The sequence below is a fragment of the Mucilaginibacter sp. P4_C11 genome (assembly GCF_056402115.1).
This window is the reverse complement of the sequence record NZ_JBFUIA010000005.1, coordinates 75075-100408: the sequence shown is the minus strand read 5'-3', so window position 1 is coordinate 100408 and position 25334 is coordinate 75075. Positions and strand designations below refer to the sequence as shown.

The window sequence follows — 25334 nt, the reverse complement described above, 5'->3', positions numbered from 1 at the left end:
GATTAACTTATTGTAAAAAAAACACTCTGTAACCTAAATCATAAAAATTGCCATTTTCACGCCAATTACACTTTCTTTTTACACAAAATCTAACGTTAATGGTCTAAAGTATCATTATTAATAACACATTTTAACTACGCCCGGTATTATAATAAATGTAAAATTAACATGTAATTGAGGTTTAGGCCATTACGGTTAGTTTTTTTTGCAATTGTACGTAATGTTAAATTATTTAACAACCCCTAATAAAAATACTTGCATATAATTACACTAAGGCAATTTGTACTACATAAAAGATAGTGAGTTTTTTGAAGGGATATGGACAGCTTTTATTGCCGGATAATGCTGCTTTAACCAGCCCGCCATAAACTCCGATCCCGGTTCTTCGCTGGCTATATGGCCCAGTACTATCAGGGCCAGGTTATCGCCTTTAGCCTGCGCGTCACGAACATATTCGGCAGTTTCCCATTCCTGTATTTCGCCAACTATTAATACATCGGGTTTTACTTTGCCGGCTTCGGTTATGTGCCGTCGGCCGCCTGCCGCGCCTGGTATAAATAATACCTTCTGGCAGCTTTGCGCGGGGTTGCCAATGTAGCGCACTTTGTTAATAGTTAGTTTGTTTTTAAGATAATCAATTAGCGCAGCTAAGTTGGTGGGGGGCAGCACCAGTACATTCCCTAAATCCGGCCGGTAATAGGCACCCCAGTTTAGCTGGGTTAACACGCCCAGGCCTACACCATCGGGTTTAAGGCTGTGGATGTAATCGTGGTTGCGCCACACGGCAATGTTGTTGTCTTTAAGCAGTTTGGCCTTGTATTGGTAAACATCGTCATTAGCCAGCCAGTCGGTTTCATCGGCATGGTTATAAAAAGTAGGCTCGTGGGCTATAATGAAATTGGCGTTTAACGCGATGGCTTGTTTTATCACATCAATGGTGGCAAACATGGTAGTAATAATGCCCGTAACTTTAATATCCAAACTGCCCGATTTTAAAGTATCAACTGTTTTGGGGAACGGAGCCCCGGGAATCTGGCTGATAAATTTATCGATGATCTGCCCAACGGTAACATCCTCTTTAATATCAAAAAAACCGGCAGCACTGCCAACAAATGGTGTGCTTAGCAATGCCGAAGCTACTGCAACTTTGCCAACGTTGAAAATAAATTTACGGCGGCTATGGTCCTCATTTAAAGGGAAAAATTCTTTTGTTGTATTCATGATGGTATTGCTGGGATTGATCAAATATAGATAATAGGGGTTGAAATGAGTAGCGTATTTGATTTACATTTAAAGATTCATGTTATCTTCGTGAAAGAAACACCAATGAACAGGAATGCAATCGAAATACTGCCTGGTTGGATATTAACTTATGATGAGGTGTCTAATAGCGTTTTTAGATTTGTAGCCACAGATGGATCAGGAAGACAGGTAGGAACGACAGATGCTGATTTTGAACGCGGACTTAATACCTGCAGGGAATATGCACTCGATATTGAAAAACAAATTAAGGCATAATTAAACCCCATGCCCTTTACCTTCGCCCACCCAGCCATAATTTTAACCTTAAAACATCTGCCTAAACGCTGCTACTCCTTAACCGGTTTAATAGCCGGTAGCATGACGCCCGATTTTGAATATTTTATCAGGATGCAGGTAAAAAGTAATTACAGTCATACTTTACCCGGTTTGTTTTGGTTTGATGTGCCCTTGGGTATGGTGCTTAGTTACGTTTACCTGTTGCTGGTAAGGGATGAGTTTATTGATAACTTGCCCCGGTTCCTTAACAGCCGCTTTGCGAAGTATCAACACCTGCCTTTAAATATTTCGTTATTATCTGTCGCCGTCGTGGTGTGTTCGGTTTTTATTGGGTCGGCCTCGCATCTTTTTTGGGATGGCTTTACTCATCCTCATGGATATTTTGTGCAATATTTTCCGGCACTTGCAACAACGATAAGTCTTGGGACGCATCGGGTGTTTATTTATAAAATACTACAGCACAGCAGTACACTCATTGGGTTTGCCGCCATCGCTGCAGTTATTATGCCGATGCCTAAAAAGCGAGTTGTCAGAACACATCCAATCGCTAAATATTGGGCAATAGTAGTGCTAACTATGGCATTAATAACCGTCGCAAGATTATCAACGGGCCTTAAATTACATCAAATTGGGAATTTATTGGTAACTGCTATTGCGGGAGGGTTAATCGGGTTAATCGTTGCTTCGCTTAATTTAATTAAAAATAACAAAGTTAACGGAAGGTAACATTTCTGTTAATTTTATAATCGCGGTGTCCTAATTTCAATCCGGTGTTGCAAAATAAACTTATGTGCCCTATATTTGCCACCTCATAAGGTAAGTGTTTCTACACTTATTAATTGTGATAAGGTTTAGGTTTAAAGCCCCAAGCAGCGAGTGCGAGGGGCTTTTATTTTGGCTGTTAAATAATTAATAACCACAGGCAAAAAAAAATTATAACCTTTACAATCTATTTGCGTAATAACAATAAAATACTAATTAAGATGGACTTTGTTATTACCTTTGGAGCAATATTGCTCTCGCTTTGTTTATTGTTGATAGTAGGAATTCTATTCTTTGGCAGTTTAAAATACATTAAAAAGCAATACTATCCCAACTGGAAATTTCCCGATGRTGTAAACGCACGATTTACCGAATACCTATACAAAAGGATCGTAAAAAGAACAGTTCGTTAATCAAATCACAAATTTGTGGTTGATAATTCAGCATAATTTTGCATATTTGCACCGCGAAAAACACGATGGCATGATACCTTGCCACAAAGTCGTTGATTTTACCGATGGTCCTATAGCTCAGCTGGATAGAGCAACAGATTTCTAATCTGTAGGTCTTTGGTTCGAATCCAAATGGGATCACAGTATAAAAGCAGGCCGAATTGGCTTGCTTTTTTTATATAGACCAAAACCGAATCCTATGCCCTCGTTTTTTGTTAAGTACCGAAAAATCTCCCTCGCTGCAAGTATCTATATGTTTTTGTACTTCCTGTATGAGGTCTATGACGGAATTGAAAGTATAACTTCAACCGACAAAACCTATAAGGCTGAAGGCATTGGGACATTAATTAACGCTTGTTTTTGTTTATTTGTAGCAGCGGCAATTTTTATTTCCGTTCGGAAAGCGAACAAAAAGGTTAAGGAAGAAAACCCTGCGGTTAATTAAAAAAGGCGGTCTCACTTTTGTTTTGCCTTGTTTTGCTCGCAAAAACGATCTGCCCCCCCCTTTTACCCCACATGTAAAATGAATCTGGGAGTGAAGTGCTTTTACACCTATTTTTATCGTTATGAATACCATCTTAACCAGTGGCCAACAAAAGCTTGTCGATTTTATGAGCGATATATCCGAAAAGGCGTATTGCGCAGGTTGGATGATGAATTTGGAATATGTTTTATGGGGTGCCCTGATGAACGGAGAGCGGCTATATGGACTTTACTTTATAACACAGGCCAATATTGATGAGCTTACCCGTTTAGCAAAACAAAGCAATTGTTGGATTTATTTTGATAACAATACCGAAGAAACAGCAATATCATTTGAACAATGGTCCCGAATTTTTAACGATAATGTTTGCGCAAATCCAAAGCTAATAAAGCGATAGCATCTGTTTTATTGTTTTAAGTATTATACCTTGGGTTCTGTGTATTTAATGTCGCTATTTATATTATTCCGGCAGTTTTCATAATTCAACAACCTAAATCAAAATTTATCGTAGAAGCCTGTAGTTAAAAACCCCTACGTTAAATCTATTTTAAAGAATGATGAATAAGCCTAATACTGCTGTCCTGGTCATTGATGATGAGGAATTAGTTCGGGATAATATTGAAGATATATTGATGCCCAATTATAATGATGAAGAGCAGGAAAATATCGATCAGGCATTTAATATTCTTTTTGACGTTCCGAAGCCCTTATTAGGAACCCGTACCCGGGGCCTGCCGGAGTTTACTGTTGCCAAAGCACCCAACGGGATGGAAGGCGTTAAGCTGGTAAAAAAAGCCGTTGAAAACGGTACGCCATATGCCGTTATATTTTTGGATATGCGTATGCCGGGATGGAGTGGCCTGGAAACTGCCATGGAGATCCGGAAATATGATGTAAAGGCCGAAATTATTTTCATTACCGCTTTTAGCGACCGATCTATTGATGAAATTGTTGAACAGGCTGGGCAAAACGTAGGATATCATTGCAAACCTTACGCGCCCGAAGAAATTATTCAGCTGGCTACAAAAGCCGTAACCGATTATAATAAACTCAGGAATCTTGAAAAACTGATAGAATCTATTTCTTCTATCGGCTTAAACAAGATGCAGCTGACATCATTGTTGAAGAACATTCTTGACCAGTTGGCAGGCTCGTTAGACACCGACCTGGCCCTGATAGGCAAACTGGATGATGATTTTGCTTACGAAAAAATAATTTCGATAGGTGCTATAGAAGAGAAAATAAACCTGCAGGAGCTAATTGCACGGGTAAAAAGCATAGATATAGAAAAGGACGAGGTAATACAGGTAGATGAGCTTGTTTTGGCCCGCCTGGATACTTATTCGGTATTTGCGGTTCTTAAAAAACAGGAAAGGCTTAAAACCGAAAAAATGTATATGCTAAAACTTTTTGTGCAAAATGCCGCCCAGGCTATCAGAAATGCCGAGTTAAATGAAAAGCTGATACAAAAAGAAAAATTATCGGCCGTAGGGCAGGTAATTGGCATGGTGATGCATGACCTGCGCACGCCTATTAAAAATATAAAATTGATGACAGAGATGATGCGTGAGGATGGCCTTGAAAGCGACCTGATTGATTTGATTGATAAATCGGCCGAACAGGCATCATTAATATTTGATGATTTTTTAGATTTTATAAAAAACACCCCTGTTAAAAAAATACCTGTTAACATAAATAAAATTTCATGGGACGCGGTAAAGCAGGTAGAGATAAGGGATGGTGCAGCTGATATTATTATAAATGTTAATGTACCAGACCCCTTATTTGTAGATGGTGACGAGAGTAAATTGCGCAGAACGTTAAGTAACCTGGTAAACAACGCTGTGGATGCGCTTCATGATCATAAAACTCCTAACGCCACGCTCAATATCAGTGCAGAAATGCAGGATGGTGCGGTGATTATACGTGTAGCGGATAATGGCCCCGGTATCCCCGATGAAATAGCGGGTACCCTTTTTGAGCCATTTGTTACCCGGCAAAAGAAAAACGGAACCGGCTTGGGCCTTGCCATTGTAAAGCAGTTTATAACTGCGCACGGCGGCAATATTACCGTGAAAAACGATCAGGGTGCCACGTTTTCGATAAGCTTGCCATTATAGTACCATAACAATATATTAAGATGATTGATATTGCATTGAACGATAGCCAGCCGGTTGTTAATGCTTCCAATTCGCCGGAAGTTATTGAAGAGCTTACAAAAACAATTGAAACCTACCGGGAGTTGATGTTGGCATCTGATATAGGCGCCTGGGAATATTTTACCGAAACGGGTTTTCTGAATTGTAATGAAGAGTACTTTTTATTGTTGGGCAGGTCAATTAATGAATTTGATACTAAGGGCAAAGGTAATTTAAATGAGACCTGGACTAATCTGCTTCATCCTGAAGACAGGGAAAAAGCAACTGCCCGGTTTGAAGAATATTTAAATAATCCAACCGAAAAAATATACGAGAATTTTTTCAGGATGGCCCATGCCGATGGTAGTTGGGTGTGGATCTGGTCGCGCGGCCGCTATGTAAATAATAGGCAAGGGAGTAGCGCAAAACGGGTAATAGGAACCCATACCGATGTAACGGCATCAAAAAAAGTAGAGGAACAATTGCAGCTTGAAAAAATACTGCTGCGAACACTTATTGATAATTTGCCCGACACTATTTATATAAAAGATGCTAACGGCCGAAAGATAATAGCCAATGTTGCCGATGTAGCAACCATTGGTGCAAAATCAGAAGCTGATGTAATTGGCAAAACCGATCTTGAGCTATTTAATAATGATATTGGGTTACGCGGTTATCATGATGATTTAAATGTGATTCAGGAGGGTAAAGCGATCGTAAACAAAGAAGAATTATTTTTTGACACGGAAGGCAATAAACACTGGCTGCTGACATCAAAAGTACCCGTACGTAATGAAATGGGGCAGGTTGAACGTATATTGGGCATTGGGCACAACATTACCGAGCGCAAGAAAAATGAAGAAGCCTTGAATAAGCTTAACGAGGAACTAAACCTTCAATCGGAAGAGCTGCGCAGCCAGGCTGCAGATTTAAAACTTGCAAACGCGCAGCTGATATCACAAAAGGAGCAGGAGTTAGAAAAAGCGATAGCCCAGGGTAAATTTGAAATTGCATCAGAAGTATTACATGATATTGGCAATGCGCTGGTGGGTTTTGGATCGTACCTTAACCGGATTAACCGGGTGATGGAGCGGTATAATATCGATACCATTAAAAACCTGGCTTTATTTATAAAAGGGCAGCAAAGCGCACTTGAACAGGCAATTGGCGCCGATAAAGCAAAGGCCCTGGTATCCCTTACAGATAGTATCCACAAATCACAGGCCGAAAACAAAAGTGAGATTTCAACGGCGGTTACCGAGCTGTTGAATATCCTTTCCCACATCCAGGATATTTTAAGTATCCAACGCCAGTTTGTTAAAGGGCATGGTGGCTCGCAAGACCGTAAAATGGTAAACCTGTTAAATATTATTGACGATTGTAAGGCAATGCTTTTGGCATCTGCCGATAAAAAAGGCATCCAGTTAAAGGTAGCAATTGCGCCGGGCGAATATGTTTTAAAAGGCGACCATACCAAATTAATGCAGGTTATTTTAAACGTGCTGAAAAACAGCATTGAAGCTATTGACCTTGAAAAGATCGAAAAAACAATCGAGATCAATTTAAGCGCCGCTAATGACTTTTTCGAACTCAGGATGGCCGACAATGGTAAAGGTTTTGATGCCGAAACAGGGAGTAAATTTTTCAAAAGAGGGTTTACAACCAAAGAAAGCGGAACCGGACTGGGCTTATATAATTGTAAATCGATTATTGATAGTCACGATGGCTCATTTCAAATACAAAGCGATGGCCCCAACCTTGGTGCAGTTACAACAATAAAACTGCCTTGCAATAGCGTGGTTATACAGGATAAGGCAGCTTTATAGTGCCACAATAATCATGAACTGATGTTAATTGTATATTGACGGATAGTCTTTAGCCGGAAGTCTTAAGTTCTGAGTCAAAAAAATAAAGCTAACTTTTGACTCAAGACTTAGTACTGTTAACTTACCCTTAATTTAAAAGCTTATTTATAGCCTGTACCAGCTTATCGATGTCAAAAGGCTTGGGGATATAAATATCGTAGTTGAAATTGGCTAATGAAATGGCCTGCCGGTGATAAGCCGAAATAAGTATAACGGGGATATGGTTAGTTTCCCTGGTGCTTTTAAAGCTCAAAACCAGTTGCCAAAGTCCCTTCAATAACCGCATCGCTAATTTGCTTAATCTCCAGCTTTTCAAAAGCAAGCTCGGCATTTATGCCGCCAATTTGTGCATTGGTATTGGTCCTTTCAGCTATTGCGGATACTCTTTTTCCTTTCCATATTTTAAATGAATGATGTCGGCCCAGGTCGTTTTCTTTGTCGTCTTTGATTTCTTCGGGTGCTCCATAAGCTTTTTCAAAAGCTTTATTGATGAATTGACATTGATCGTCAGTTACCATATAAATTTGAATACCTACAACAATGCCATTTTCTTCAATTAAAAAAAGTCCATCGATGTTTTTTTTAAGCTTTATGGCTTTATATTTTACCTGATAATTATGCGGGGCTAATTTATCAGGTGAGCGCAATATAGTTTGATATTTTGCCAGGCTATCCCCCAGCTTAAATTGCAGAAAGCCGTTTTTTATATCCAAATTATCGATGTTCTGCGCGTTGCAAACCACGGGCGCCAGAAATAAAAGAAGGAAAAATAGTTTATTCATACACCATATTGAAGGGGTAATAAATATACTTATTATTTAAAAACATCAAAGTTTCTTAGTTGTATTTTTACTACGTTTAAACATATTTATTTTTTGAATTACCCCTAATTTAAAAGCTTATTTATAGCTTGTACCAGTTTATCGATGTCAAAAGGCTTGGGGATATAAATATCGTAGTTGAAATTGGCCAATGAGATGGCCTGGCGGTGATAAGCCGAAATAAGTATAACGGGGATATGGTTAGTTTCCCTGGTGCTTTTAATGGTTTGGCATATTTTACCACCATTCATACCGGGGAGCATATAGTCGGTTAGCACAAGGTCGGGTTTGTAGGTTTTGATAGACTCAATAATGTCATCAGTATGGGTTAAACCCGTGACCGCAAAATTATTGTAAACCAAAACATTTTCAATTGTACTTAAAATGTCGGTATCATCCTCAATTACCAAAATGCTTTTCAACATGGATAAAGAAGTTTAGTTTCGTTAAATGTTAATATTACGGTGCTGAAGCCTTAGGCAACTTCAAAAATGGCTTCGGCTTTTTGCCTGTTCATTGGTTTAGATATAAAATCAAACACCAAAGGATTCATGCGCGACCGGTTAATATCTTTAATTGATATCGACGAAGATAGAAGATATATTTTACTTTGCTTAAGCGGATCGATATTTAATCGTCTGAATTCCTCCAAAAAATCCCAACCATCCATAACCGGCATCGTCAAGTCTAAAAATATATAATCAGGGAAAAGATGAGGTGCCGTATTGCTGATATGCATTAGTTTGGCAATAGCGCTTGGGGCATCGCTGCAGGCATCAATCCTTGAATTTGACATTACCCTCCTGACCACTTTTTCAAAAATAATATTATCAATCTCGCCGTCATCTATCACCAGGATATTGGAGGCCATGTTTTTTTGATCCATTGAAATTAACCTAATATTTGCGAAAATGTTTACTAAGGAAAAAGTTTCCTTTTGGTTTTAACTGTTTTAATTATAGGGGGAATAAAAACAGGGCTATGCAAAAGCTAATTTAGTTATTTAAGATCAAAATAAAAAAAACAGTTATTGTTAAAATACCCCGTTTTTTAACGGGGTATGCAATAGGTGTTTTAACGGGGTGTGCAATACCCGGTGCCACATTTGCGCTGCCCGCTTATATCCTGTTGTTGGTTTTGCAAATACCCGTCTGGGTAAACGCCTAATCGTTTGGCTGCCTGTTTAGGCTTATCCCATCTAAACTATTCTCATTTTCCATTTTATTTCTTGTGGTGGTGTGGAGATATCAGTCTTTAATTAAGCTAAGATATGTTAACTAATGTAAGTATAATGAGGAATTAGCTTTATTTGTTTAATAAAATTAGGTAAGACTAATTATTTTTATTTGATTTGTATTTAAAATAAAAATTGATCTGAATGCAAATAAAAATATTATACCTCTTTTTAATACTCTTAATGCCGTCAATAAACGTTTTGGCCCAGGCTGGGGCTTTAAAAGGCCGCCTAACAACCGGCAGCGAGCCCCTGGCCTATGGTTCCGTTACTATAACAGGTACAACTATAGGTACTACCGCCAACCAAAAAGGTTATTATCAATTACAAAACATAGCTCCTGGTAACTATGAAGTGTCTTTTTCGGCAATTGGGTATCTCCCCGAAAAATTAAGGGTAACTATTACCAAACAACAAACCGTTATTTTAAACAGCAACCTGAAAGAGAGTTATTCGAAACTGAACGAAGTGGTTATAACAGGCGTATCGCGGGCTACCGAGCTACGGCGTAACCCGGTGCCTATTGCTGTGATGACAAAAAAGGAGATGAACCTGAATGTGAACAACAATATTATTGATGCCATAGTAAAGGGAGTACCCGGCGTAAGCGCCGTTACCACAGGGCCTAATATCTCTAAGCCTTTTATAAGGGGACTGGGTTATAACCGGGTATTAACTTTATACGATGGCATCAGGCAGGAAGGGCAGCAGTGGGGGGACGAACATGGTATTGAGATAGATCAGTATGGCATTGGCAGGGCCGAAGTAATTAAAGGCCCGGCCAGCTTAACCTACGGATCGGATGCCATTGCCGGTGTTATTAACCTCATCCCCGCTATTCCTAACGGGGCAGATAGCCTATTGAAAGGCGATTACGTTGCCGATTATCATACCAACAACGGCATGATTGGCTCTTCACTTGGCCTGGCTTACAAAAATAAAAGCTGGCAATATACCTTTAGGGCTACAGCCAAGGCAGCACATGATTACCGCGATAAAATTGATGGGTTGGTCTACAACACAGGTTTCAGGGAGTACAATTTATCGGGTATGGTTAGGGTTGATAAAAAATGGGGCTACTCGCAAATAGCAGCAACGGTATATGACAACCGGCAGGAAATACCTGATGGCAGTCGCGATTCGCTTACGCGGCAGTTTACCAAGCAGGTAAACGAACTGGCTGCGGATAATATCAAAAACAGGCCTTTGGTTAGCAGTAATGAATTAAACTCATATACCATAGCTCCGCTTCATCAGCGCATTCAGCATTACCGCATTTATACCCACAACCAGGTAAAACTGACTGATGGTAGCAGCCTTGATGCCACGCTTGGGCTGCAGCAAAGCATCCGCAGGGAATATAATCATCCTACTTTAGCGCAGCAGGCCGGTTTGTTCGTAGTACTTAATACCCTTAATTACGATTTGAAATATAATTTGCCCGCATTTGCCGGCATTGAAAGTACTGTGGGCATTAACGGTATGTACCAGGCCAACCGCAGCAAGGCCGCTACCGATTTTCCGATACCCGATTACAACCTGTTTGATGCCGGGGCTTTTATCTTTGGCAAAAAAAGTTTTGGTAAGCTCGATGTTTCGGGAGGCATAAGGTATGATAACCGCCACATCAGCTGGAATGATTTTTATGTTGGGCCTAATGCGGCCAACGGTTTTGAACAGCAGGTTAAACTGCCCGATACGGCGGGTGCTCATCTCCAGTTCCCGGCGTTTAAGCATGTTTACAAAGGTTTTTCGGGCAGTTTGGGACTTACTTACAACATTAACGAAAGGCTGCTGCTTAAAGCCAATGTTGGCAGGGGTTACAGGGCGCCCAACATTACCGAAATTGGCTCCAACGGCCTTGACCCGGGCGCACATATTGTTTACCTGGGCGACAGGAGTTTTAATCCCGAATTTAGCCTGCAGGAAGACCTGGGTATAATTGCTTACCTGAAGGATGCCGACCTTATTGCCGAGTTTTTTAACAACCAGATTGATAATTATATATACCAGGCTAAGCTAACCGATGCCGCCGGCAACCCGGTAATAATTGTTCCGGGTAATAGTACCTATCAATACCAGCAATCAAAGGCCCGGCTTTATGGTGCTGAGTTTACGGTTAACCTGCATCCGCAGAAACTGAAGTGGCTGGCATTTAATAATAGTGTAGCGTATGTTACGGGCATTAATCAAAATCAGCAGCTTATCCAAAAGTCAAACGGGGCGGCAAAGTATCTGCCTTTTATCCCCCCGCTGCACCTACGCAGCGAGGTAAAGATCACCCTGCAGCAAGCTTACGGGGTGTTTTCAAAAATATGGTTTAAAACAGAGGCGGATGCTTATGCCGCTCAAAACCGGTTTTATGCCCTCGATAATACCGAAACAGCCACGCCCGGCTATACGCTTATTAACATTGGTATGGGTACAACAATAAAGCGGAGGTCGGAAAAAACCTTTTGCGAAGTTTTTTTCCAGGTAGATAATTTGTTTGACACGGCCTATCAATCCAACCTGAACAGGCTAAAGTATTTTGAATATTATACGGCTTCGCCTAATGGCCGGCTGGGTATTTATAACATTGGCCGCAATGTGAGTTTCAAGGTGATATTTCCGTTTTGAGGAAATGGCAGATTGTTATTTAACCACCTTCAACCTTACTGATGATTTTTCAACATCTTTAAGGCTGAGGCGAAGGAAATAACCGCATTGGCTTGCTGTTTCGCACATTTCCACATCATCTATCACGTAGGTCCAGTCGCCATTTTTAAAGGTATATGTCCAGCCGCCCTGGGTGCCTTGTGCTTCTGCAACACCATTGGTTAGTACCAGGTCGGGTTTTGACGAGGTAGGGTGGCCCTGGCTCCAGGATACATACCTCAGTTTTTGGCCAACCCTGTCAATACGGATCAGTAGTTTGGGCGATTGTAATACCAATATATTCTCGTCCCAATGGCTTACGGTTGGATATATTTTGCTTTGAATTTGTTTTGTCTGCAGGTTTTTCAGGTCGGTTTCCCGCTTGGAGCTATAATTAATAGCTTGTATCTTACCATCACTGTTTAACCATATATCGCCATCAAATGCGCCGCCAACCAGGCCATAGCCGCCGTGGTGATCAAATACATCACTATCGGCAAATAGGGCTATTTTTTTCTTAAAAGCATCATCAAACAAAATAGGGAAATATGCCACAAATTCGTTAGCGCTGGTGATGTCTTTTAGCGGGTTTTGCCGTATTAAGGGATAGGCCACCAATTTTGATAGTTCCTGCGCTTTATTGGCCTTTATCAACTTAAATATTTCCTTATATCTTTTTATAATTGAAGCTGGTGCCTGGGCTTGTGTATTGGAGATGATAAATAAAAACAAGGCGAAAAAGATGATATTTTTCATGGGTTTAAAGCAAATTAATACCGTTAAGAACGGTATTTAAATATACATCTGTATCTTTAATTGACAAAGGCTATTTAACATTCAATCAGGAGGGATGAAAAATTCTGACATTACCAATCCGCTTTTCCGGGAGGCTGTGGAAGCTATTGAAACCGGCGATATTGGATTATTAACCGCTTTGATAACCGAAAACCACCATTTGGTACAAGATAAACTTGACCTTCCCGAACCCGGCTATTTCCAAAACCCGTACCTGCTTTGGTTTGTGGCCGATAATCCAATCCGCAATGGCAAACTGCCGGCAAATATTGTGGATGTTACGCAGCTATTCATTGGCTACATAAAAGAGTTTGCTGCCGGTACCATGCAACAACAGCTTGATTATGCCCTTGGCCTGGTAGCAACCGGGAGGATCCCCTGGGAATGTGGCGTACAGATAGCCTTGATGGATGTGCTGATTGATGCCGGCGCAACACCAGGCGGTGGTTTGGGTGCATTGGCGCATGGCAATTTTGATGCCGCCGCCCATTTAATTGTGCGCGGCGGCCAGCTTACACTGGCAGCAGCCATCGGGCTGGATAGAATGGACGATGTAATCCGTTTTACTTCCGGGGCAGACAAGGCCGAATTATTAGTAGCATTAACCGTTGCCGGTTTTTACGGCAAGCCGCAAATGATAACCTACCTGCTAAACCTCGGTGCCGACCCGAATGGCTACCCGGAGAATAACGCGGGTTTCCACAGTCATGCTACTCCCTTGCACCAGGCTATATATTCCGGCTCATTGGAGTGCGTAAAACTATTGGTCGAGGCCGGGGCGCGGCTGGATATGCCCGACAAGATATATAACGGTACACCCCTCGGCTGGGCTTTACACATGGAAAATGACGAAAGCCTGAACGATGAAGCGCGGAAGAATTTTGCGGAAATAGCGGCGTATTTAAAAAGGTAGGCTCACCCCAATTCCCGTATCACTAAAAAAACGGTGTCATTTCGAACGAACATGGTGGATTGTGTGCAGGTGGGGTGAGGAGAAATCTTGAACGCCCTGCATTCCGATATGCTGGTTTGGAAGCAGGGCGTTCAAGATTTTTCGCTACACTCAAGAGATAGTTTCTCTTTCGCGCTCCCGCTCTTTGCCTTCCCTTGCTCAATCGAAATGACAATTTTCTTTCAAAAAAGATGTGCGCATACGGTAGCTCCCAGGGGAGGTTTATAGGGTGCTAGTCTATTTTGTAGCTAAATTCTACCAACAGCACAACTTTTTGCTCTATCTTTATGGCACCTGATCATCTATATTTTTATGCCCATCCCAATAAAAAAAATACTCGTTAAAACGCTTAAAATTACCGGCATTACCCTGGTGAGCCTGTTGATATTAATGTTTTTACTGCCATACTTGTTTCCGCAAACTATTACCAATAAAATAAAACAATGGGCGGGCAGCAGTATCAATGGTAAGCTCAATTTTTCGGGTACAAGCCTGTCTTTCTTTAAAAAATTCCCGGCGCTTACACTTACGTTGAACGATTTTTCGCTCAATGGTAGTGCCCCTTTTCAGAATGATACATTGGTAGCCGCAAAAGAAATTTCGCTGGCTATTGACCTTTCCTCGGTATTTAAAAGTAAAATCAACATTAACCGCGTTTACCTGAGCAAAGCCACAATCAATATCCAGGTAGATAGCGCCGGGCATGCCAACTATAATGTGTACAAGGCCAAGCCCGCCCAACCGGCGCAGGCAGTGGATACTGCAAGCGCATCATTAGGTATTGAGCAGATACTGATTGAAAAAAGCCACCTGGTGTATAACGATAAATCGATGCCATTGCTGGTTGATGCCCGCGATTTTAACTACCAGGGCAGGGGCGACCTGAGCAAAGATGTGTTTGACCTGTACACCCACACCGAGATAGGTTCGATAGATTTTAGCTACGGTGGCCAAACCTATATCTACCATAAAAAAGTAAATGCCGATTTGGTTACCAGCATCAACACCAAATCGCTTGCTTTTGTATTTCAAAAAAACGACCTCATGATTAATGCGTTGCCGGTTGATTTTAAAGGCAGGTTTGAATTTTTGAAAGATGGTTACGGTATGGATTTCAGGATAAAATCTGATCAGCAGGATCTGAGCGATATTTTTACCGCCCTGCCTGCCCAATATGCCAAGTGGACCGATGATACCGAACTGAATGGTAACGGGAAGATTACGATGTCGCTTGTTGGCAAGTACATTGCCGCCACCAAACAAATGCCTGATCTTGATTTCAGTATGAAGATCCGCGATGGTTATATCGCCAATAAAAAAACACCCGAGCCGGTAAAAAACCTATACCTGAACATGGAGGCTAAAGTTCCGGGTTGTAATCCCGATAGCCTGAACCTGAATATCGACTCGGTGTATTTTAATATTGGCAAGGATTACTTTGGATCGGTTATTAAAGTGAAGGGTGTTAAATCGCCGCAGATCTTCGCCAAAATAAATACCGAGATTGACCTGGAGAAATGGAACAAGGCCTTTGGAGTAAAGGCTTTTGATGTAAAAGGCCGCTACTCGTTGCACATGGTAGCCGAAGGTAAATACGCCACCGGGATCAGGAAAACAGGCATCAGGCATCATATTGATACCGTGATTACCAGTATCCCTAAGTTTACGCTGCATTCTGCTTTCCGGGATGGCTACTTTAAATATGCCAAACTGCCCGAGGCCATGAAAAACGTAAGTTTTAACCTTGATGCCAACTGCCCCGACCAAAACCCGGCCCATGCCGCCATGGCCATGACCAACCTGAATATTAACGCGCTGAACAACTATATTAAAGGTTATTTAAAACTAAGCAATACCGCAGGTGCCTTAATTGATGCCGACCTGAAGGCGAAATTTGATCTGGCCGATATTAAAAAGTTTTACCCGGTTGATAGCATTGGTTTGCGTGGCAATCTGGATGCCGACGTACAAACCAAAGGGAGGTATATCCCGGCCAAAAGAATATTCCCGGTTACCAACGTGCAGATTGATTTGCATGGCGGTTACATTCAAACCAAATATTACCCGCACCCGGTTGAAAACCTGGAGATAAGCACAGCTATCAGCAACAGCACCGGGTCATTAAAAGGTTTGATGGTTAATATCAAGCCGGTATCCCTCACCTTCGAGGGACAGCCTTTCATGCTGAAAGCCAACCTAAAAAACTTTGATAACCTGGATTATAGCATCAAATCGCACGGATCGTTGGATATTGGTAAAATTTACAAGGTGTTTGCCATGGCAGGATACAATGTAAAAGGGCTTATCACCACCAACCTGTCCCTTAAAGGTAAACAAAGCGACGCCACAGCCGGCCGGTATGATCAATTGGCCAACTCGGGCACCATGAAGGTGAAAGACTTGATTTTAACATCCGAGTTGTTCCCAAAACCATTCCTCATTAAAACAGGCTTGTTTAGTTTTAACCAGGATAAAATGAAATTCGATCAGTTTACCGCTAATTACGGTAAATCGGTTATTGTGCTTAACGGCGCGTTATCCAATGTGATAGATTATGCTGTGAAACCCAATTCGCCGTTGAAAGGCGAATTTAATTTAAGCAGCGGGCTTATCATTGCCGATGATTTTACGGCTTTTGCCAGTGGCCCGTCAACCCCGAAAGCGGCTAAATCAGGCGTTATCCTCGTACCCGCCAACCTCGATCTTAGCTTTACCGCCGATGTTAAAAAAGTAAAATACAATGGCCTTGATATTAATGACGCCAAAGGGCAAATGAGCGTAAGCAAGGGCCAGATAGTTTTAAAACAAACAGGTTTTACCATGATAGGTGCGCCTGTGGTAATGGACGCCACCTATGGCAGCATCAGCCCGCAAAAAGCTTATTTTGATTATCATATTGATGCCAAAGATTTTGACATTAAAAGGGCTTATAAAGAGGTAAAGTTGTTTCATGACATGGCCACATCTGCTGCAAGTGCCGAGGGTATTGTATCGTTGGATTATAAACTAAGTGGCAAGCTTAACGGCGACATGAAACCCATTTATCCATCGCTGAAGGGCGGGGGAGTGCTTTCGGTTAAAAAGGTAAAGGTAAAAGGCTTTAAACTATTTAGCGCCGTAGGTAAAACAACCGGGCGCGATAGCCTGGGGGGCAAAAACGATGTAAGCAAGGTTGATATTAAAACTATCATAGCCAACAATATCATCACCATTCAGCGTACAAAAATGAGGATGGCCGGCTTCCGCCCAAGATTTGAGGGGCAGGTAAGTTTTGATGGCAAGCTGAACCTGCAATTCCGTCTTGGCCTGCCACCGCTGGGTATCTTTGGTATTCCCATGACCATTACCGGTACACAGGAAAAACCCATAGTTAAACTGGGCAAGGGTAAAAAAGAAGACGAATTAAAGGAGACGCCGGAAGGAGAGTAGGGAAAGCAATATGCTGATAAAAAAAATATTTGTTTTTGTGGTGACTACGATGTTAAATCTGGTGCTGTTTTTTATGCTCCAGATCATAGGTCAATTTGCCCGCTTTTTTATTTATGGCGAAAGCGCATCAGCCGATAAATATACCATTTGGGTTTCATTGGCATTTGTAATTATTCATATGGCTATTTTGATGGCCTTGCTTTGGAGACGGATTATTATAAAATCAACGGCGCTTTATATCGTAACTACGGTATCGGTTATTGCAATGTTCATTTATATGAATTTTACGTTGGGCAGATAGCTAATCCTATCGTATTAAACCCATTAGCTTCAGCACACCCTTCCCTTAATATCGGTTATGATAATATGCCAATCATCAGGGACGTCCCTAAATAAATCTTCTCTAATAAAAAGATCGCCAAGTGGGATGTTGTTAACCGGCAGGCCACCATAAAATTGATGTTGATTTGCTGACATGAATGTATAAATATACCAACCATATTAATTTAAACCGACAGGTTTTTGCCAACATGCTTTTTTTAGTGTTTTGGGCCGGTTTAAACCGAATTACGAAAAAGATAGCCGCAGGGATTAAAAAAGAAAAATATTATTTGCGTAACTCATAAGTTACATATATGTTTGTGTAACTCATAGGTTACATGTTATGCAAAGAGATTTAGTTATTAAATGGTATTTCGCCCACCCGGCAGAAAAAGTTTGGCGCTATTTGACCGATGCCGACCTGGTTAGCCAATGGTTGATGAAAAATGATTTTAAGCCGGTGGTTGGTCACAAATTTCAGTTTCACAGCAAACCATTACCTAAAATGGGCTGGGACGGTATTGTTTACTGCGAAGTACTGGAGATAATACCCCACCAAAAACTGGTTTACAATTGGAAAGGCGGACCCAGGCCCGGGGTAATTGAATTAGATACTGTACTTACCTGGACGTTAAGCGCCGACGGCGATGGTACCAGGCTGGTTTTGGAACATAGCGGTTTCAAAGGCTTCAAGAATATGATATCGAGCTTGTTTATGGAACGTGGCTGGAAGAAAGGAATCCCAAGGCGGTTGGCTAAATTACTAAACGATACAAAATGAGAGCGATAACAAACCCTTTTGAAGCCATTGCCGACAGCAACCGGCGGGCTATTTTAATGCTGCTATCACATGACAAGCAATCCATAAATACCATTGCGGGTAATTTTGATATCAGCCGGCCCGCGGTTTCAAAACATATAAAGGTGCTGTATGATGCCGGCCTGATAGTAATTACAGATAGCGGCCGTGAGCGCTATTGCGAATTGAAGGCAGATGGCTTTGAAGAAGTAAAACAATGGATTGAATACTTTGATCGTTTCTGGAAACAGAAATTAAACAACCTCGAAAATCTTTTAAACCAACGCTAAATAATATGAAAGCAATTGAAATTATCTCTATCCCGGTAACCAACCAGCAGGCAGCAAAGACATTTTACCAAAAACTGGGTTTCGAAGTTATTGTTGAAGCTCCTTTTGGGCCTAATGGTTCGCAATGGATCCAGATGGGATACCCAAACTCGGCTGTTTCTATCACCCTGGTAAACTGGTTTCCGGAAATGCCGGCAGGTAGCGTGCGCGGCTTTGTTATTAAAACCGACGATCTGGACGCCGACATTGCCGACCTTACCGCCAAAGGCATCCAATTAGGCAAGGTTGACGAAACGCCCTGGGGTAAATTCCTGGGTATTAAAGATCCGGATGGCAACGTGATGAGCTTGCATGGGGATTGAATTGATGTGCAGATGAAAGAATTATTTGAGGATTTGAAAATTGTCGGAATCGTGATAACCCTTTAGTCTGCTTAATCCAGGTTCAGACAAAATTCTGCTAATTCTCAAATCCTGCAAACGCTGATTTCAAATAATTCCCCGATATTTACCGGCATTGTAACAGCAAGCTAATGAATGATATGGCATCATTCCCGAAGATTTATTTGTATAGGCGTATTGTGCATGCCAAGCTTTTTATTGATGGCCATTATCACGAGGCTATTAACCTGGATGATATTGCCGATGAAGCTTTTTTCTCGAAGTTTCACTTTATCCGGCTGTTTAAAACCACTTATGGCAAAACCCCGCACCAGTACCTGATAGCGGTGAGGGTTGAGCAGGCCCGCCTGCTTTTACAGAAAGGCGCATCTGTAACCGGAGCTTGTTATGCTGTAGGTTTTGATAGTGTTACTTCTTTTTCGGCTTTGTTTAAAAAGATAATCCTCTTGTCGCCATCGGTATACCAGCAGCGGGAACTTCAAAGAGCCGCTGATATGGTGAAGGCACCGCTGAAATTTATCCCCAATTGTTTTGCGCAAGAAAATGGCTGGGTTTAAAACAGCAATTTTGGATAGGTGAAGACCGTTGCTAATATTCATATTTGATGCAAATAAACAATTGGCACCATGATCACAAAAATGAACCATGTTAGCATATTTGTTCTGGACCAGGACAGTGCTTATGATTTTTACGTTAATAAACTGGGCTTTAAGGTGCATACCGATGCATCCATGGGGCCGGGAATGCGCTGGCTTACCGTATGCCCGCCGGAACAGCCGGAACTGGAAATCTCGCTCATGGCCATTGCCGAAGGAATGATGTTTAAAAAGGATGCCGCCCAACAAATGCGCAACCTGGTAAGCCAGGGCACCTTTGGCTTTGGCGTATTTGAATGTAACGACCTGGTGGCAACTTACGAGGAGTTGAAAGCAAAAGGTGTTGAGTTTAAAAAAGAACCTACCAAAGAGTTTTACGGCTTTGAGGCACTGTTTAAAGACGACTCGGGCAACTGGTTTTCCTTAGGCGAAAAGCAAAAATAAAGGGATAGTGTTAAGTCAATAGTACAAAGTCGTAAGCCAAAAGGTGGATTTTTTCTTTTTTGACTTGGAACTTAAGACTTTTGACTTAAAGCTGTCCGTCAATTCATCGTTGACACTACATTAATAATACCTGCTGCAGATAACCTGTATCATGATGATGGCCGAATATACCGGGAATAATAAAACAACCGGTAACACGATTGCTTTTAACCGCGCGAAGGTGTTATTTACAGGATAACCACATAAAGCCAGTGCGATAAAAGGAAAAATAGGAATGAGGTACCGGCCCTGCATACCGCCGAGGGTTGGCGATTCGAGGGCTGTCCAGGTAACATATTGGGCCGATATAACCGCGACGATGGTGAGGATACCGCAAACCAGCAAAGCTATCCTGAGCCTGGTGCTGCCTTTGAAGCCCAGGCTGACCATGATACCCAAAACGAGGCAGATGTATGCATTGCGGTAATAAATATCGGGTAACTGCATATCGAGCCAGGCCAGTACGCCTACAAACATACGGGCTACGTTTTGTAATGCCGTTTTATCAAAATCAAAAAACATGCCCATGAACCTGAATGGGTGGTGCAAAATGTACAATACCTGTAATTTTGAGTTCAGTCTCATTTCGGCTGGTGCAAACTTGATCATGAAACTGCCGTGATTGATGATGAGCCAAAGCACCAATACCGCAAAAGGGACAATAATGCCAGCCGCCTTTTGTTTTGGGCTAAGGTTTAAAAACAGGAATAAAAAAGCGAAGATGATGTAAGGCGGCTTGGCAATGCCGATGATAGCTACCAGGATAACCATAGTGTACAGTTTCCATTTGGGCCGATGGCTATCGCCAAAGGCGAAATCGTCCATAAACCCAACGAGTAAAAAAGAACAGCTGATTAAAACAGCGTCCTGGCTTACCGAAGCGAATAATGATACCGTCATCGGGAAAAGTAGCACGATGAATAATAAAATATTACTTTGCCTGGCCAGCATCAGGGCAAAAAAGCATAGCGTTACGCACAGTAAACCATTCAATATCCTGGAAAGGTACAGTGTATTCAGGATGCTTAAATGAAGCAGCTTACCCACCCCAATACCCAGGGCCTGCATTAAATAAACAACCGGCGGATAAATGGCCGTATTGCCAAAATTGAAATATATGGTGCCGGCGTGCCACTGTAAGTTTTTGGCGCTATCTGTTTTTAACGCCGCCACTTTTATATTGCCGTTGCGTGCAAGGGGGCTATAAATATGATCGAGCTGGTAAATGCCCTTATCAACCATGAAGCCGCCCCTGTCTGGGTAAACAATAGCTGGGTCTTTGGATATGGAATCGGCGGCGGTAATGGGGTGCGCCTTGTCGTACACAAAAGTGGGGACCAATTCAAGCCTTGAAACCTGTTCGGCGCGGGCAAAATGGTTGGGCTCGTCGGGACTTTGAAAAGCCGGGGTTATTATGGCAATAATAACCACCAACGGCACGGCATACAAAAGATATAGGTAATGCAGGCGCAACCGAAGGCTATTGTAAAAAGTATTGAAAGTAAACATAGGCGTCAGCACAAATCAATAACGAAGCTAAGGATTATGCGCGAAGAAAAGCCAGGGTACTTAACATACTATCCTTTTAGACACCCGGCTTTAAGCTTTAAGCCTTTTGCCTTAGGCTTTTTCGCATTATACCCATTGATCTACAATATTCCTTAAATCGCCGGCGTTAAGGGGTTTTACAATAAAGTCAGATACCTGTTCCATGGCTTTGGCGCGTTTAAAGTCGTCTTCGTCAATTGACGAACTTACAATATAAATCAGTATTTTTTTGCCAAGGCGGGGCACCAGCTTTATAAATTCATCCAAAAACTGCCAGCCGTCAAGTACCGGCATGTTTAAATCAAGCAGGATCATATCCGGCAGATTGCTGATAAGTTCAAGGCAATTGTGAAAGAAATCGATTGCGACCTGGCCGTTATGAAAAAAAATGGTTTTTTCGGCAACTTCCGCTTTGGCAATAATGCGTTTGATGGTAAAAGTGTAGATATCATCATCATCTATCACACAAAGAGTATTAATTTTTTTCATTAAAGGTTATTTTAAATGTGCTGCCGCTATTGGGTTTGCTTGTTACGGTTATTTGCCCGCCTTGCGAGTCGACCTGGGTTTTGGTTAAAAACAAACCAACGCCATGTGAGTCTTTGCGGTCATGAAAAGTTTTATAAAGGCCAAAAATCTTTTTTTCGTGTAGCTTCAGGTCAATGCCGATGCCGTTATCGGTACATTCTAAAACGGTGTCCCCGTTTTCGTCCTTGTATGTTTTTAATAAAACCCTCGGCTCGATGCCCGGCTTACGGTATTTTATTGCATTACTTAACAGGTTCATCAGGATACTTTCCAAATAAATTTTAGGGAAAATAACCTCTTCAACCTCAAACTGCTGCGTAACTACCGCGTGGTTTGCGGCTACGTCCGACTCGATAATTCCCAGAATTTTAGTGGTTATTTCCTTAAAGTTTATCCGCTCGGCTTCTATGATCTCGTCTTTAATTTTAATGGCGTATGATAAATCTTCGAGTGTGGTATTCAAGCCTTCCGAAATCTTTCTAATCTTCTGAAATAGCTCGCCATTCTCTTCATCCAACGTGCTTTCATCAACTAATGACGATACCAGCGAAATATTACTGGCATGGTTACGGATGTTATGGGACAGGATGTGGGTAAAGTTTTTGAGCTGCTGGTTGTTTTTGGTAACCATTTCTACCGTTTTGTTTAACGACAGTTCATTCAGTTTGTATTTATCAATATCCATAAATACACCTCTTAATTTGGTGGGCTTGCTACGCTCATCGTATAACATCTCGCCGCGGGCGCGCACCCAGACCAGGTTGTTTTTGGCCGTTATCAGCTGCACTTCCAGATCATAACCCGTGCCTGTATCCCGGCACTCGTTTAATGMCTGGGTCATTATCGTCAAATACGGTTCGGCGTAAAACCGGCTGAAATCATAAAAAGTGGGGTCATAATCAAAGGGCAGTTCATGGATATCAAAAATGGTTTTTGACCAAGTTACTTTATTAGTGAGTAAATCCATTTCCCAGCCGCCAAATTTACCCATTCGGCCGGCCTCCAGTAACAGGAACTCGCTGGCAGCCAGCTTTTCTTCGGCAATTTTACGCTCATTTATTTCTTTTTGCAGTTCGTTTACAGACCGTAACGAAAGCACCGTGGGCATTATCCGGTATAGCGCATATACCGTTGTTACCGATACAATACCGGTAAGTAACCTCAACAGCGCGCTCAGGCGATATGCCGGCCACCAAAAAATGCCGGCATCAATAAAATGGGTAATGCCGCATAAAACAATAAAAACAACAAACAACCAAAGTATTTTTGGAAAGGGTACATCCTTACGCTTGGTGAGCAGGACGATAAGCAACAGCGGGATTGCAAAATAAGATACTGCTATGAGCAGGTCTGAAAAAATATACAGCCAGCCATGGAATTCGCTCCATGTGCCGCAATGCCATCGGGCGGGCCAGTTGCTGGTGTCAAATATACCAGAAAAAAAATCCCTTACCTGTTGGTAAAGTCCTGCCTTGGCAATTGCTGCTTGTTGCACGTTGCCGCATCGGGCACCACAAGCGCTATTCGCTTTTGATGCTAATGAGTCTGGTTTAATCAATGTAAATTATCAGTTTTCGCAACCGACAATTTACATTTTTTATTTTAACTTACAATAGTTAAATTGAATTTAACTATTTGTTAATCAAGTTAATAAATTTTCTATTTGTGAATATGAAACACCAAATTGCAGTAAAAATAACCGTCGTATTTACAGGTTTATTTTACAGGGGCGCTTTCCTTTTTGCTTGCTGGCGACTTAGGAGCGGCTGTTTTGGTAGCTGTTTTGGCAACTTTAGCAACAGGCGCCGGAGATGCGGCTTCTTTAACTATTGGTAAAGCGGCTTCTTTAACTTCAACAACAATTCCTTTGGTTTTTTTGGTTGGCGCTGCTGGTTCGTCTTTTTTGTCGCTTATTTTTGCTGCAATTGCTTTGGCCAAATTTTTAGAAGCTTTTTCAATTGCCTTGGTCAGGCCTTTTAATTCTGGCTCAAATTCGCTCACGATGGTTTTTAACTGAGCCGTAAATTTATCGTTTAATTGTTTTTTAAGAGCCTTACGAGCTTCTTTGGCTACAGATTTTATTTTTTTATCTTTCATATGTTGGGGGATGGAAAAAATTCAGGTTGACGCAAGAATTTGATTTCGGCACAAAGGTACGTTAACTAAATGCTATTTTAATATTATGTTTATGTTAACACCGTTGCTTAATGTTAAGTGATTGTTAATTGTGTTGGTTGGTACTATTCTGATTGTTAATTGGTTGCGTTTGAATAACTGGTATTTAAAACAGGCTTATTACCTTATTTACTTAGCAACGGCTTAATACTCCTTTTGCCGGCGATAAATGGGCATTCCAAAAAAGTGCAATCGCGTTGTTAATGAGCCTTTAAACGGCCTTAATCCGGTGCTTTATCCTATTAATTGTATTAAAAAAACAACTTGTTGAAACTTGTACCTATATTTCGTGATGAAAATACACTGATGGAAAAAAGAGGCTCAGACATTTACCTTACTGCCAAAAAAATATGGGGCACTGCCATTAAAACCGACGCTGTTCACGTAGAAGAGTTGAAGATTGAAATTGAGTTTCATAAACGGCTGTTAAGTGTTTTTCAGCCGGGCCGGCATTACTACATGGTATTTAATGTTTACCATATGGAACTGGAGTTTATAAGCCCCGAGATAGCCGATGTGCTGGGTTTTGCACCTGAAGAAGTGAACGCTATGTTTTTTTTAGACAGGATACACCCGGATGATAAACCCTGGTTTCTGGGTTTTGAAGGCCGGTCGACGGAGTTTTTGACTAAATTACCATTGGCAAAAAGAGGCAGCTACAAATACATGCACGATTATAGGATTAAAGCTAAAAACAACAACTATATCCGTTTGCTGCACCAAATAATACCCATAGAGTACGACGAAAATAGCTATTACCGAAGCCTTGTACTGCATACAGATATCTCGCACATTAAACCCGAAGGCAAGCCTTGCTTTTCAATCATTGGCCTGGATGGGCAGCCATCCTATTACAATATACAGGATACTGTAACATTCACCCACTCGTCTGATCTATTTACAAAACGGGAGAAGCAAATTTTAAAACACATTGTAGAAGGCCGGAACAGTAAGGATATCGCTGCCGAATTATACATCAGCATCCACACCGTTAATACCCACCGGAAAAATATTCTAAGTAAAGCAGGTGTAAAAACCCCCCTGGATTTGCTGAGGAAAGTAATAAGCGAAGGGTGGGTGTAGCT

Annotated in this window: 25 protein-coding genes and 1 tRNA gene; 16 read left to right on the top strand and 10 right to left on the bottom strand. The window is 41.6% G+C overall.

The genetic code is table 11. From position 1 onward, the window contains the following. Nucleotides 1-285 precede the first annotated feature (285 nt). Nucleotides 286-1221: a Nif3-like dinuclear metal center hexameric protein gene (locus tag AC1DU2_RS06280; RefSeq protein ID WP_477383388.1), complete on the bottom strand. Its 936-nt coding sequence runs from the start codon at nucleotides 1219-1221 to the stop codon at nucleotides 286-288. A gap of 45 nt (nucleotides 1222-1266) precedes the next feature. Here AC1DU2_RS06280 and AC1DU2_RS06275 point away from each other — a divergent pair, with 45 nt between their 5' ends. The 6 genes from AC1DU2_RS06275 to AC1DU2_RS06250 all read left to right on the top strand — a co-directional run bounded on the left by AC1DU2_RS06275 (nucleotide 1267) and on the right by AC1DU2_RS06250 (nucleotide 7201). Beyond that, entirely contained in the window at nucleotides 1267-1518 is a 252-nt protein-coding gene (locus AC1DU2_RS06275; RefSeq protein WP_477367051.1) for a hypothetical protein, read from the top strand. Nucleotides 1519-1527: 9 nt separating this feature from the next. Continuing rightward, nucleotides 1528-2265: a DUF4184 family protein gene (locus AC1DU2_RS06270; protein ID WP_477367054.1), complete on the top strand. Its 738-nt coding sequence runs from the start codon at nucleotides 1528-1530 to the stop codon at nucleotides 2263-2265. A 555-nt stretch (nucleotides 2266-2820) separates the two neighbouring features. Beyond that, nucleotides 2821-2894, top strand: a tRNA-Arg gene (locus AC1DU2_RS06265). A gap of 425 nt (nucleotides 2895-3319) precedes the next feature. After that, the gene (locus AC1DU2_RS06260) at nucleotides 3320-3634 is read left to right on the top strand and encodes a hypothetical protein (RefSeq protein WP_477367057.1); all 315 of its coding nucleotides are present in this window, start codon (nucleotides 3320-3322) and stop codon (nucleotides 3632-3634) included. A gap of 157 nt (nucleotides 3635-3791) precedes the next feature. Continuing rightward, complete coding sequence (locus AC1DU2_RS06255) at nucleotides 3792-5357, top strand: ATP-binding protein (protein WP_477383386.1); 1566 nt, start codon at nucleotides 3792-3794, stop codon at nucleotides 5355-5357. Nucleotides 5358-5377: 20 nt separating this feature from the next. Then, nucleotides 5378-7201, top strand: coding sequence for a PAS domain S-box protein (locus tag AC1DU2_RS06250; RefSeq protein WP_477367063.1), 1824 nt, complete (start codon nucleotides 5378-5380; stop codon nucleotides 7199-7201). A gap of 127 nt (nucleotides 7202-7328) precedes the next feature. On the opposite strand, the gene AC1DU2_RS06245 is transcribed toward AC1DU2_RS06250, so the two are convergent. The 4 genes from AC1DU2_RS06245 to AC1DU2_RS06230 all read right to left on the bottom strand — a co-directional run bounded on the left by AC1DU2_RS06245 (nucleotide 7329) and on the right by AC1DU2_RS06230 (nucleotide 8947). Further along, nucleotides 7329-7493 carry a hypothetical protein gene (locus AC1DU2_RS06245; RefSeq protein WP_477367066.1) on the bottom strand — a complete coding sequence of 55 codons (165 nt, stop codon included), beginning with the start codon at nucleotides 7491-7493 and terminating at the stop codon, nucleotides 7329-7331. Next, entirely contained in the window at nucleotides 7483-8022 is a 540-nt protein-coding gene (locus tag AC1DU2_RS06240) for a hypothetical protein (protein WP_477367069.1), read from the bottom strand. Before AC1DU2_RS06240 ends, AC1DU2_RS06245 begins: the two co-directional genes overlap by 11 nt. Nucleotides 8023-8126: 104 nt before the next feature. Further along, the gene (locus AC1DU2_RS06235; RefSeq protein WP_477383384.1) at nucleotides 8127-8486 is read right to left on the bottom strand and encodes a response regulator; all 360 of its coding nucleotides are present in this window, start codon (nucleotides 8484-8486) and stop codon (nucleotides 8127-8129) included. A 50-nt stretch (nucleotides 8487-8536) separates the two neighbouring features. Further along, entirely contained in the window at nucleotides 8537-8947 is a 411-nt protein-coding gene (locus AC1DU2_RS06230; RefSeq protein WP_477367075.1) for a response regulator, read from the bottom strand. A gap of 531 nt (nucleotides 8948-9478) precedes the next feature. Here AC1DU2_RS06230 and AC1DU2_RS06225 point away from each other — a divergent pair. Continuing rightward, nucleotides 9479-11914, top strand: a complete 2436-nt coding sequence (locus AC1DU2_RS06225; RefSeq protein WP_477383382.1) for a TonB-dependent receptor — start codon at nucleotides 9479-9481, stop codon at nucleotides 11912-11914. 15 nt (nucleotides 11915-11929) lie between these two features. Here the strand turns inward: AC1DU2_RS06225 and AC1DU2_RS06220 are convergent, their stop codons facing one another. Continuing rightward, entirely contained in the window at nucleotides 11930-12688 is a 759-nt protein-coding gene (locus AC1DU2_RS06220; RefSeq protein ID WP_477383380.1) for a hypothetical protein, read from the bottom strand. A 94-nt stretch (nucleotides 12689-12782) separates the two neighbouring features. Between AC1DU2_RS06220 and AC1DU2_RS06215 the strand changes: the two genes are divergently transcribed. From AC1DU2_RS06215 to AC1DU2_RS06180, 8 genes are all read left to right on the top strand, one after another. Beyond that, entirely contained in the window at nucleotides 12783-13640 is an 858-nt protein-coding gene (locus tag AC1DU2_RS06215; RefSeq protein ID WP_477383378.1) for an ankyrin repeat domain-containing protein, read from the top strand. A 351-nt stretch (nucleotides 13641-13991) separates the two neighbouring features. Continuing rightward, nucleotides 13992-17108, top strand: a complete 3117-nt coding sequence (locus tag AC1DU2_RS06210) for an AsmA family protein (RefSeq protein WP_477383377.1) — start codon at nucleotides 13992-13994, stop codon at nucleotides 17106-17108. 10 nt (nucleotides 17109-17118) lie between these two features. Further along, nucleotides 17119-17409, top strand: a complete 291-nt coding sequence (locus tag AC1DU2_RS06205) for a hypothetical protein (RefSeq protein ID WP_477383376.1) — start codon at nucleotides 17119-17121, stop codon at nucleotides 17407-17409. A 363-nt stretch (nucleotides 17410-17772) separates the two neighbouring features. Continuing rightward, a complete protein-coding gene (locus tag AC1DU2_RS06200) occupies nucleotides 17773-18210 on the top strand; it encodes an SRPBCC family protein (RefSeq protein WP_477367094.1) in 438 nt (145 codons plus the stop codon). Next, nucleotides 18207-18518 (top strand): ArsR/SmtB family transcription factor, encoded by a 312-nt coding sequence (locus AC1DU2_RS06195; protein WP_477383374.1) that lies wholly within the window; start codon nucleotides 18207-18209, stop codon nucleotides 18516-18518. Before AC1DU2_RS06200 ends, AC1DU2_RS06195 begins: the two co-directional genes overlap by 4 nt. 5 nt (nucleotides 18519-18523) lie before the next feature. Then, nucleotides 18524-18880 (top strand): VOC family protein, encoded by a 357-nt coding sequence (locus AC1DU2_RS06190; RefSeq protein WP_477367100.1) that lies wholly within the window; start codon nucleotides 18524-18526, stop codon nucleotides 18878-18880. A gap of 170 nt (nucleotides 18881-19050) precedes the next feature. Continuing rightward, on the top strand, nucleotides 19051-19476 hold the full coding sequence (locus AC1DU2_RS06185; RefSeq protein WP_477367103.1) for a helix-turn-helix domain-containing protein: 426 nt from the start codon (nucleotides 19051-19053) through the stop codon (nucleotides 19474-19476). Nucleotides 19477-19545: 69 nt separating this feature from the next. Then, nucleotides 19546-19959, top strand: coding sequence for a VOC family protein (locus tag AC1DU2_RS06180; protein WP_147056794.1), 414 nt, complete (start codon nucleotides 19546-19548; stop codon nucleotides 19957-19959). A 120-nt stretch (nucleotides 19960-20079) separates the two neighbouring features. On the opposite strand, the gene AC1DU2_RS06175 is transcribed toward AC1DU2_RS06180, so the two are convergent. From AC1DU2_RS06175 to AC1DU2_RS06160, 4 genes are all read right to left on the bottom strand, one after another. After that, nucleotides 20080-21507, bottom strand: coding sequence for a DUF2142 domain-containing protein (locus AC1DU2_RS06175; RefSeq protein WP_477383372.1), 1428 nt, complete (start codon nucleotides 21505-21507; stop codon nucleotides 20080-20082). A 126-nt stretch (nucleotides 21508-21633) separates the two neighbouring features. After that, a complete protein-coding gene (locus tag AC1DU2_RS06170; RefSeq protein WP_477367109.1) occupies nucleotides 21634-22035 on the bottom strand; it encodes a response regulator in 402 nt (133 codons plus the stop codon). Next, nucleotides 22022-23632 carry a sensor histidine kinase gene (locus AC1DU2_RS06165; protein ID WP_477383370.1) on the bottom strand — a complete coding sequence of 537 codons (1611 nt, stop codon included), beginning with the start codon at nucleotides 23630-23632 and terminating at the stop codon, nucleotides 22022-22024. The genes AC1DU2_RS06170 and AC1DU2_RS06165 overlap by 14 nt, the downstream gene beginning before the upstream one ends. Nucleotides 23633-23790: 158 nt before the next feature. Then, complete coding sequence (locus tag AC1DU2_RS06160) at nucleotides 23791-24171, bottom strand: hypothetical protein (protein ID WP_477383368.1); 381 nt, start codon at nucleotides 24169-24171, stop codon at nucleotides 23791-23793. Between the two features lie 345 nt (nucleotides 24172-24516). On the opposite strand from AC1DU2_RS06160, the gene AC1DU2_RS06155 reads away from it, so the two are divergent. Then, complete coding sequence (locus AC1DU2_RS06155; RefSeq protein WP_477367117.1) at nucleotides 24517-25332, top strand: LuxR C-terminal-related transcriptional regulator; 816 nt, start codon at nucleotides 24517-24519, stop codon at nucleotides 25330-25332. Nucleotides 25333-25334 lie beyond the last annotated feature (2 nt).

Excerpts from the sequence above, each read along its gene's own strand:
- AC1DU2_RS06280 (WP_477383388.1), bottom strand. The coding sequence starts at position 1,221 with ATGAATACAACAAAAGAATTTTTCCCTTTAAATGAGGACCATAGCCGC.
- AC1DU2_RS06275 (WP_477367051.1), top strand. The coding sequence starts at position 1,267 with ATGAGTAGCGTATTTGATTTACATTTAAAGATTCATGTTATCTTCGTG.
- AC1DU2_RS06270 (WP_477367054.1), top strand. The coding sequence starts at position 1,528 with ATGCCCTTTACCTTCGCCCACCCAGCCATAATTTTAACCTTAAAACAT.
- AC1DU2_RS06260 (WP_477367057.1), top strand. The coding sequence starts at position 3,320 with ATGAATACCATCTTAACCAGTGGCCAACAAAAGCTTGTCGATTTTATG.
- AC1DU2_RS06255 (WP_477383386.1), top strand. The coding sequence starts at position 3,792 with ATGATGAATAAGCCTAATACTGCTGTCCTGGTCATTGATGATGAGGAA.
- AC1DU2_RS06250 (WP_477367063.1), top strand. The coding sequence starts at position 5,378 with ATGATTGATATTGCATTGAACGATAGCCAGCCGGTTGTTAATGCTTCC.
- AC1DU2_RS06240 (WP_477367069.1), bottom strand. The coding sequence starts at position 8,022 with ATGAATAAACTATTTTTCCTTCTTTTATTTCTGGCGCCCGTGGTTTGC.
- AC1DU2_RS06235 (WP_477383384.1), bottom strand. The coding sequence starts at position 8,486 with ATGTTGAAAAGCATTTTGGTAATTGAGGATGATACCGACATTTTAAGT.
- AC1DU2_RS06230 (WP_477367075.1), bottom strand. The coding sequence starts at position 8,947 with ATGGATCAAAAAAACATGGCCTCCAATATCCTGGTGATAGATGACGGC.
- AC1DU2_RS06225 (WP_477383382.1), top strand. The coding sequence starts at position 9,479 with ATGCCGTCAATAAACGTTTTGGCCCAGGCTGGGGCTTTAAAAGGCCGC.
- AC1DU2_RS06220 (WP_477383380.1), bottom strand. The coding sequence starts at position 12,688 with ATGAAAAATATCATCTTTTTCGCCTTGTTTTTATTTATCATCTCCAAT.
- AC1DU2_RS06215 (WP_477383378.1), top strand. The coding sequence starts at position 12,783 with ATGAAAAATTCTGACATTACCAATCCGCTTTTCCGGGAGGCTGTGGAA.
- AC1DU2_RS06210 (WP_477383377.1), top strand. The coding sequence starts at position 13,992 with ATGCCCATCCCAATAAAAAAAATACTCGTTAAAACGCTTAAAATTACC.
- AC1DU2_RS06205 (WP_477383376.1), top strand. The coding sequence starts at position 17,119 with ATGCTGATAAAAAAAATATTTGTTTTTGTGGTGACTACGATGTTAAAT.
- AC1DU2_RS06200 (WP_477367094.1), top strand. The coding sequence starts at position 17,773 with ATGCAAAGAGATTTAGTTATTAAATGGTATTTCGCCCACCCGGCAGAA.
- AC1DU2_RS06195 (WP_477383374.1), top strand. The coding sequence starts at position 18,207 with ATGAGAGCGATAACAAACCCTTTTGAAGCCATTGCCGACAGCAACCGG.
- AC1DU2_RS06190 (WP_477367100.1), top strand. The coding sequence starts at position 18,524 with ATGAAAGCAATTGAAATTATCTCTATCCCGGTAACCAACCAGCAGGCA.
- AC1DU2_RS06185 (WP_477367103.1), top strand. The coding sequence starts at position 19,051 with ATGAATGATATGGCATCATTCCCGAAGATTTATTTGTATAGGCGTATT.
- AC1DU2_RS06180 (WP_147056794.1), top strand. The coding sequence starts at position 19,546 with ATGATCACAAAAATGAACCATGTTAGCATATTTGTTCTGGACCAGGAC.
- AC1DU2_RS06175 (WP_477383372.1), bottom strand. The coding sequence starts at position 21,507 with ATGTTTACTTTCAATACTTTTTACAATAGCCTTCGGTTGCGCCTGCAT.
- AC1DU2_RS06170 (WP_477367109.1), bottom strand. The coding sequence starts at position 22,035 with ATGAAAAAAATTAATACTCTTTGTGTGATAGATGATGATGATATCTAC.
- AC1DU2_RS06160 (WP_477383368.1), bottom strand. The coding sequence starts at position 24,171 with ATGAAAGATAAAAAAATAAAATCTGTAGCCAAAGAAGCTCGTAAGGCT.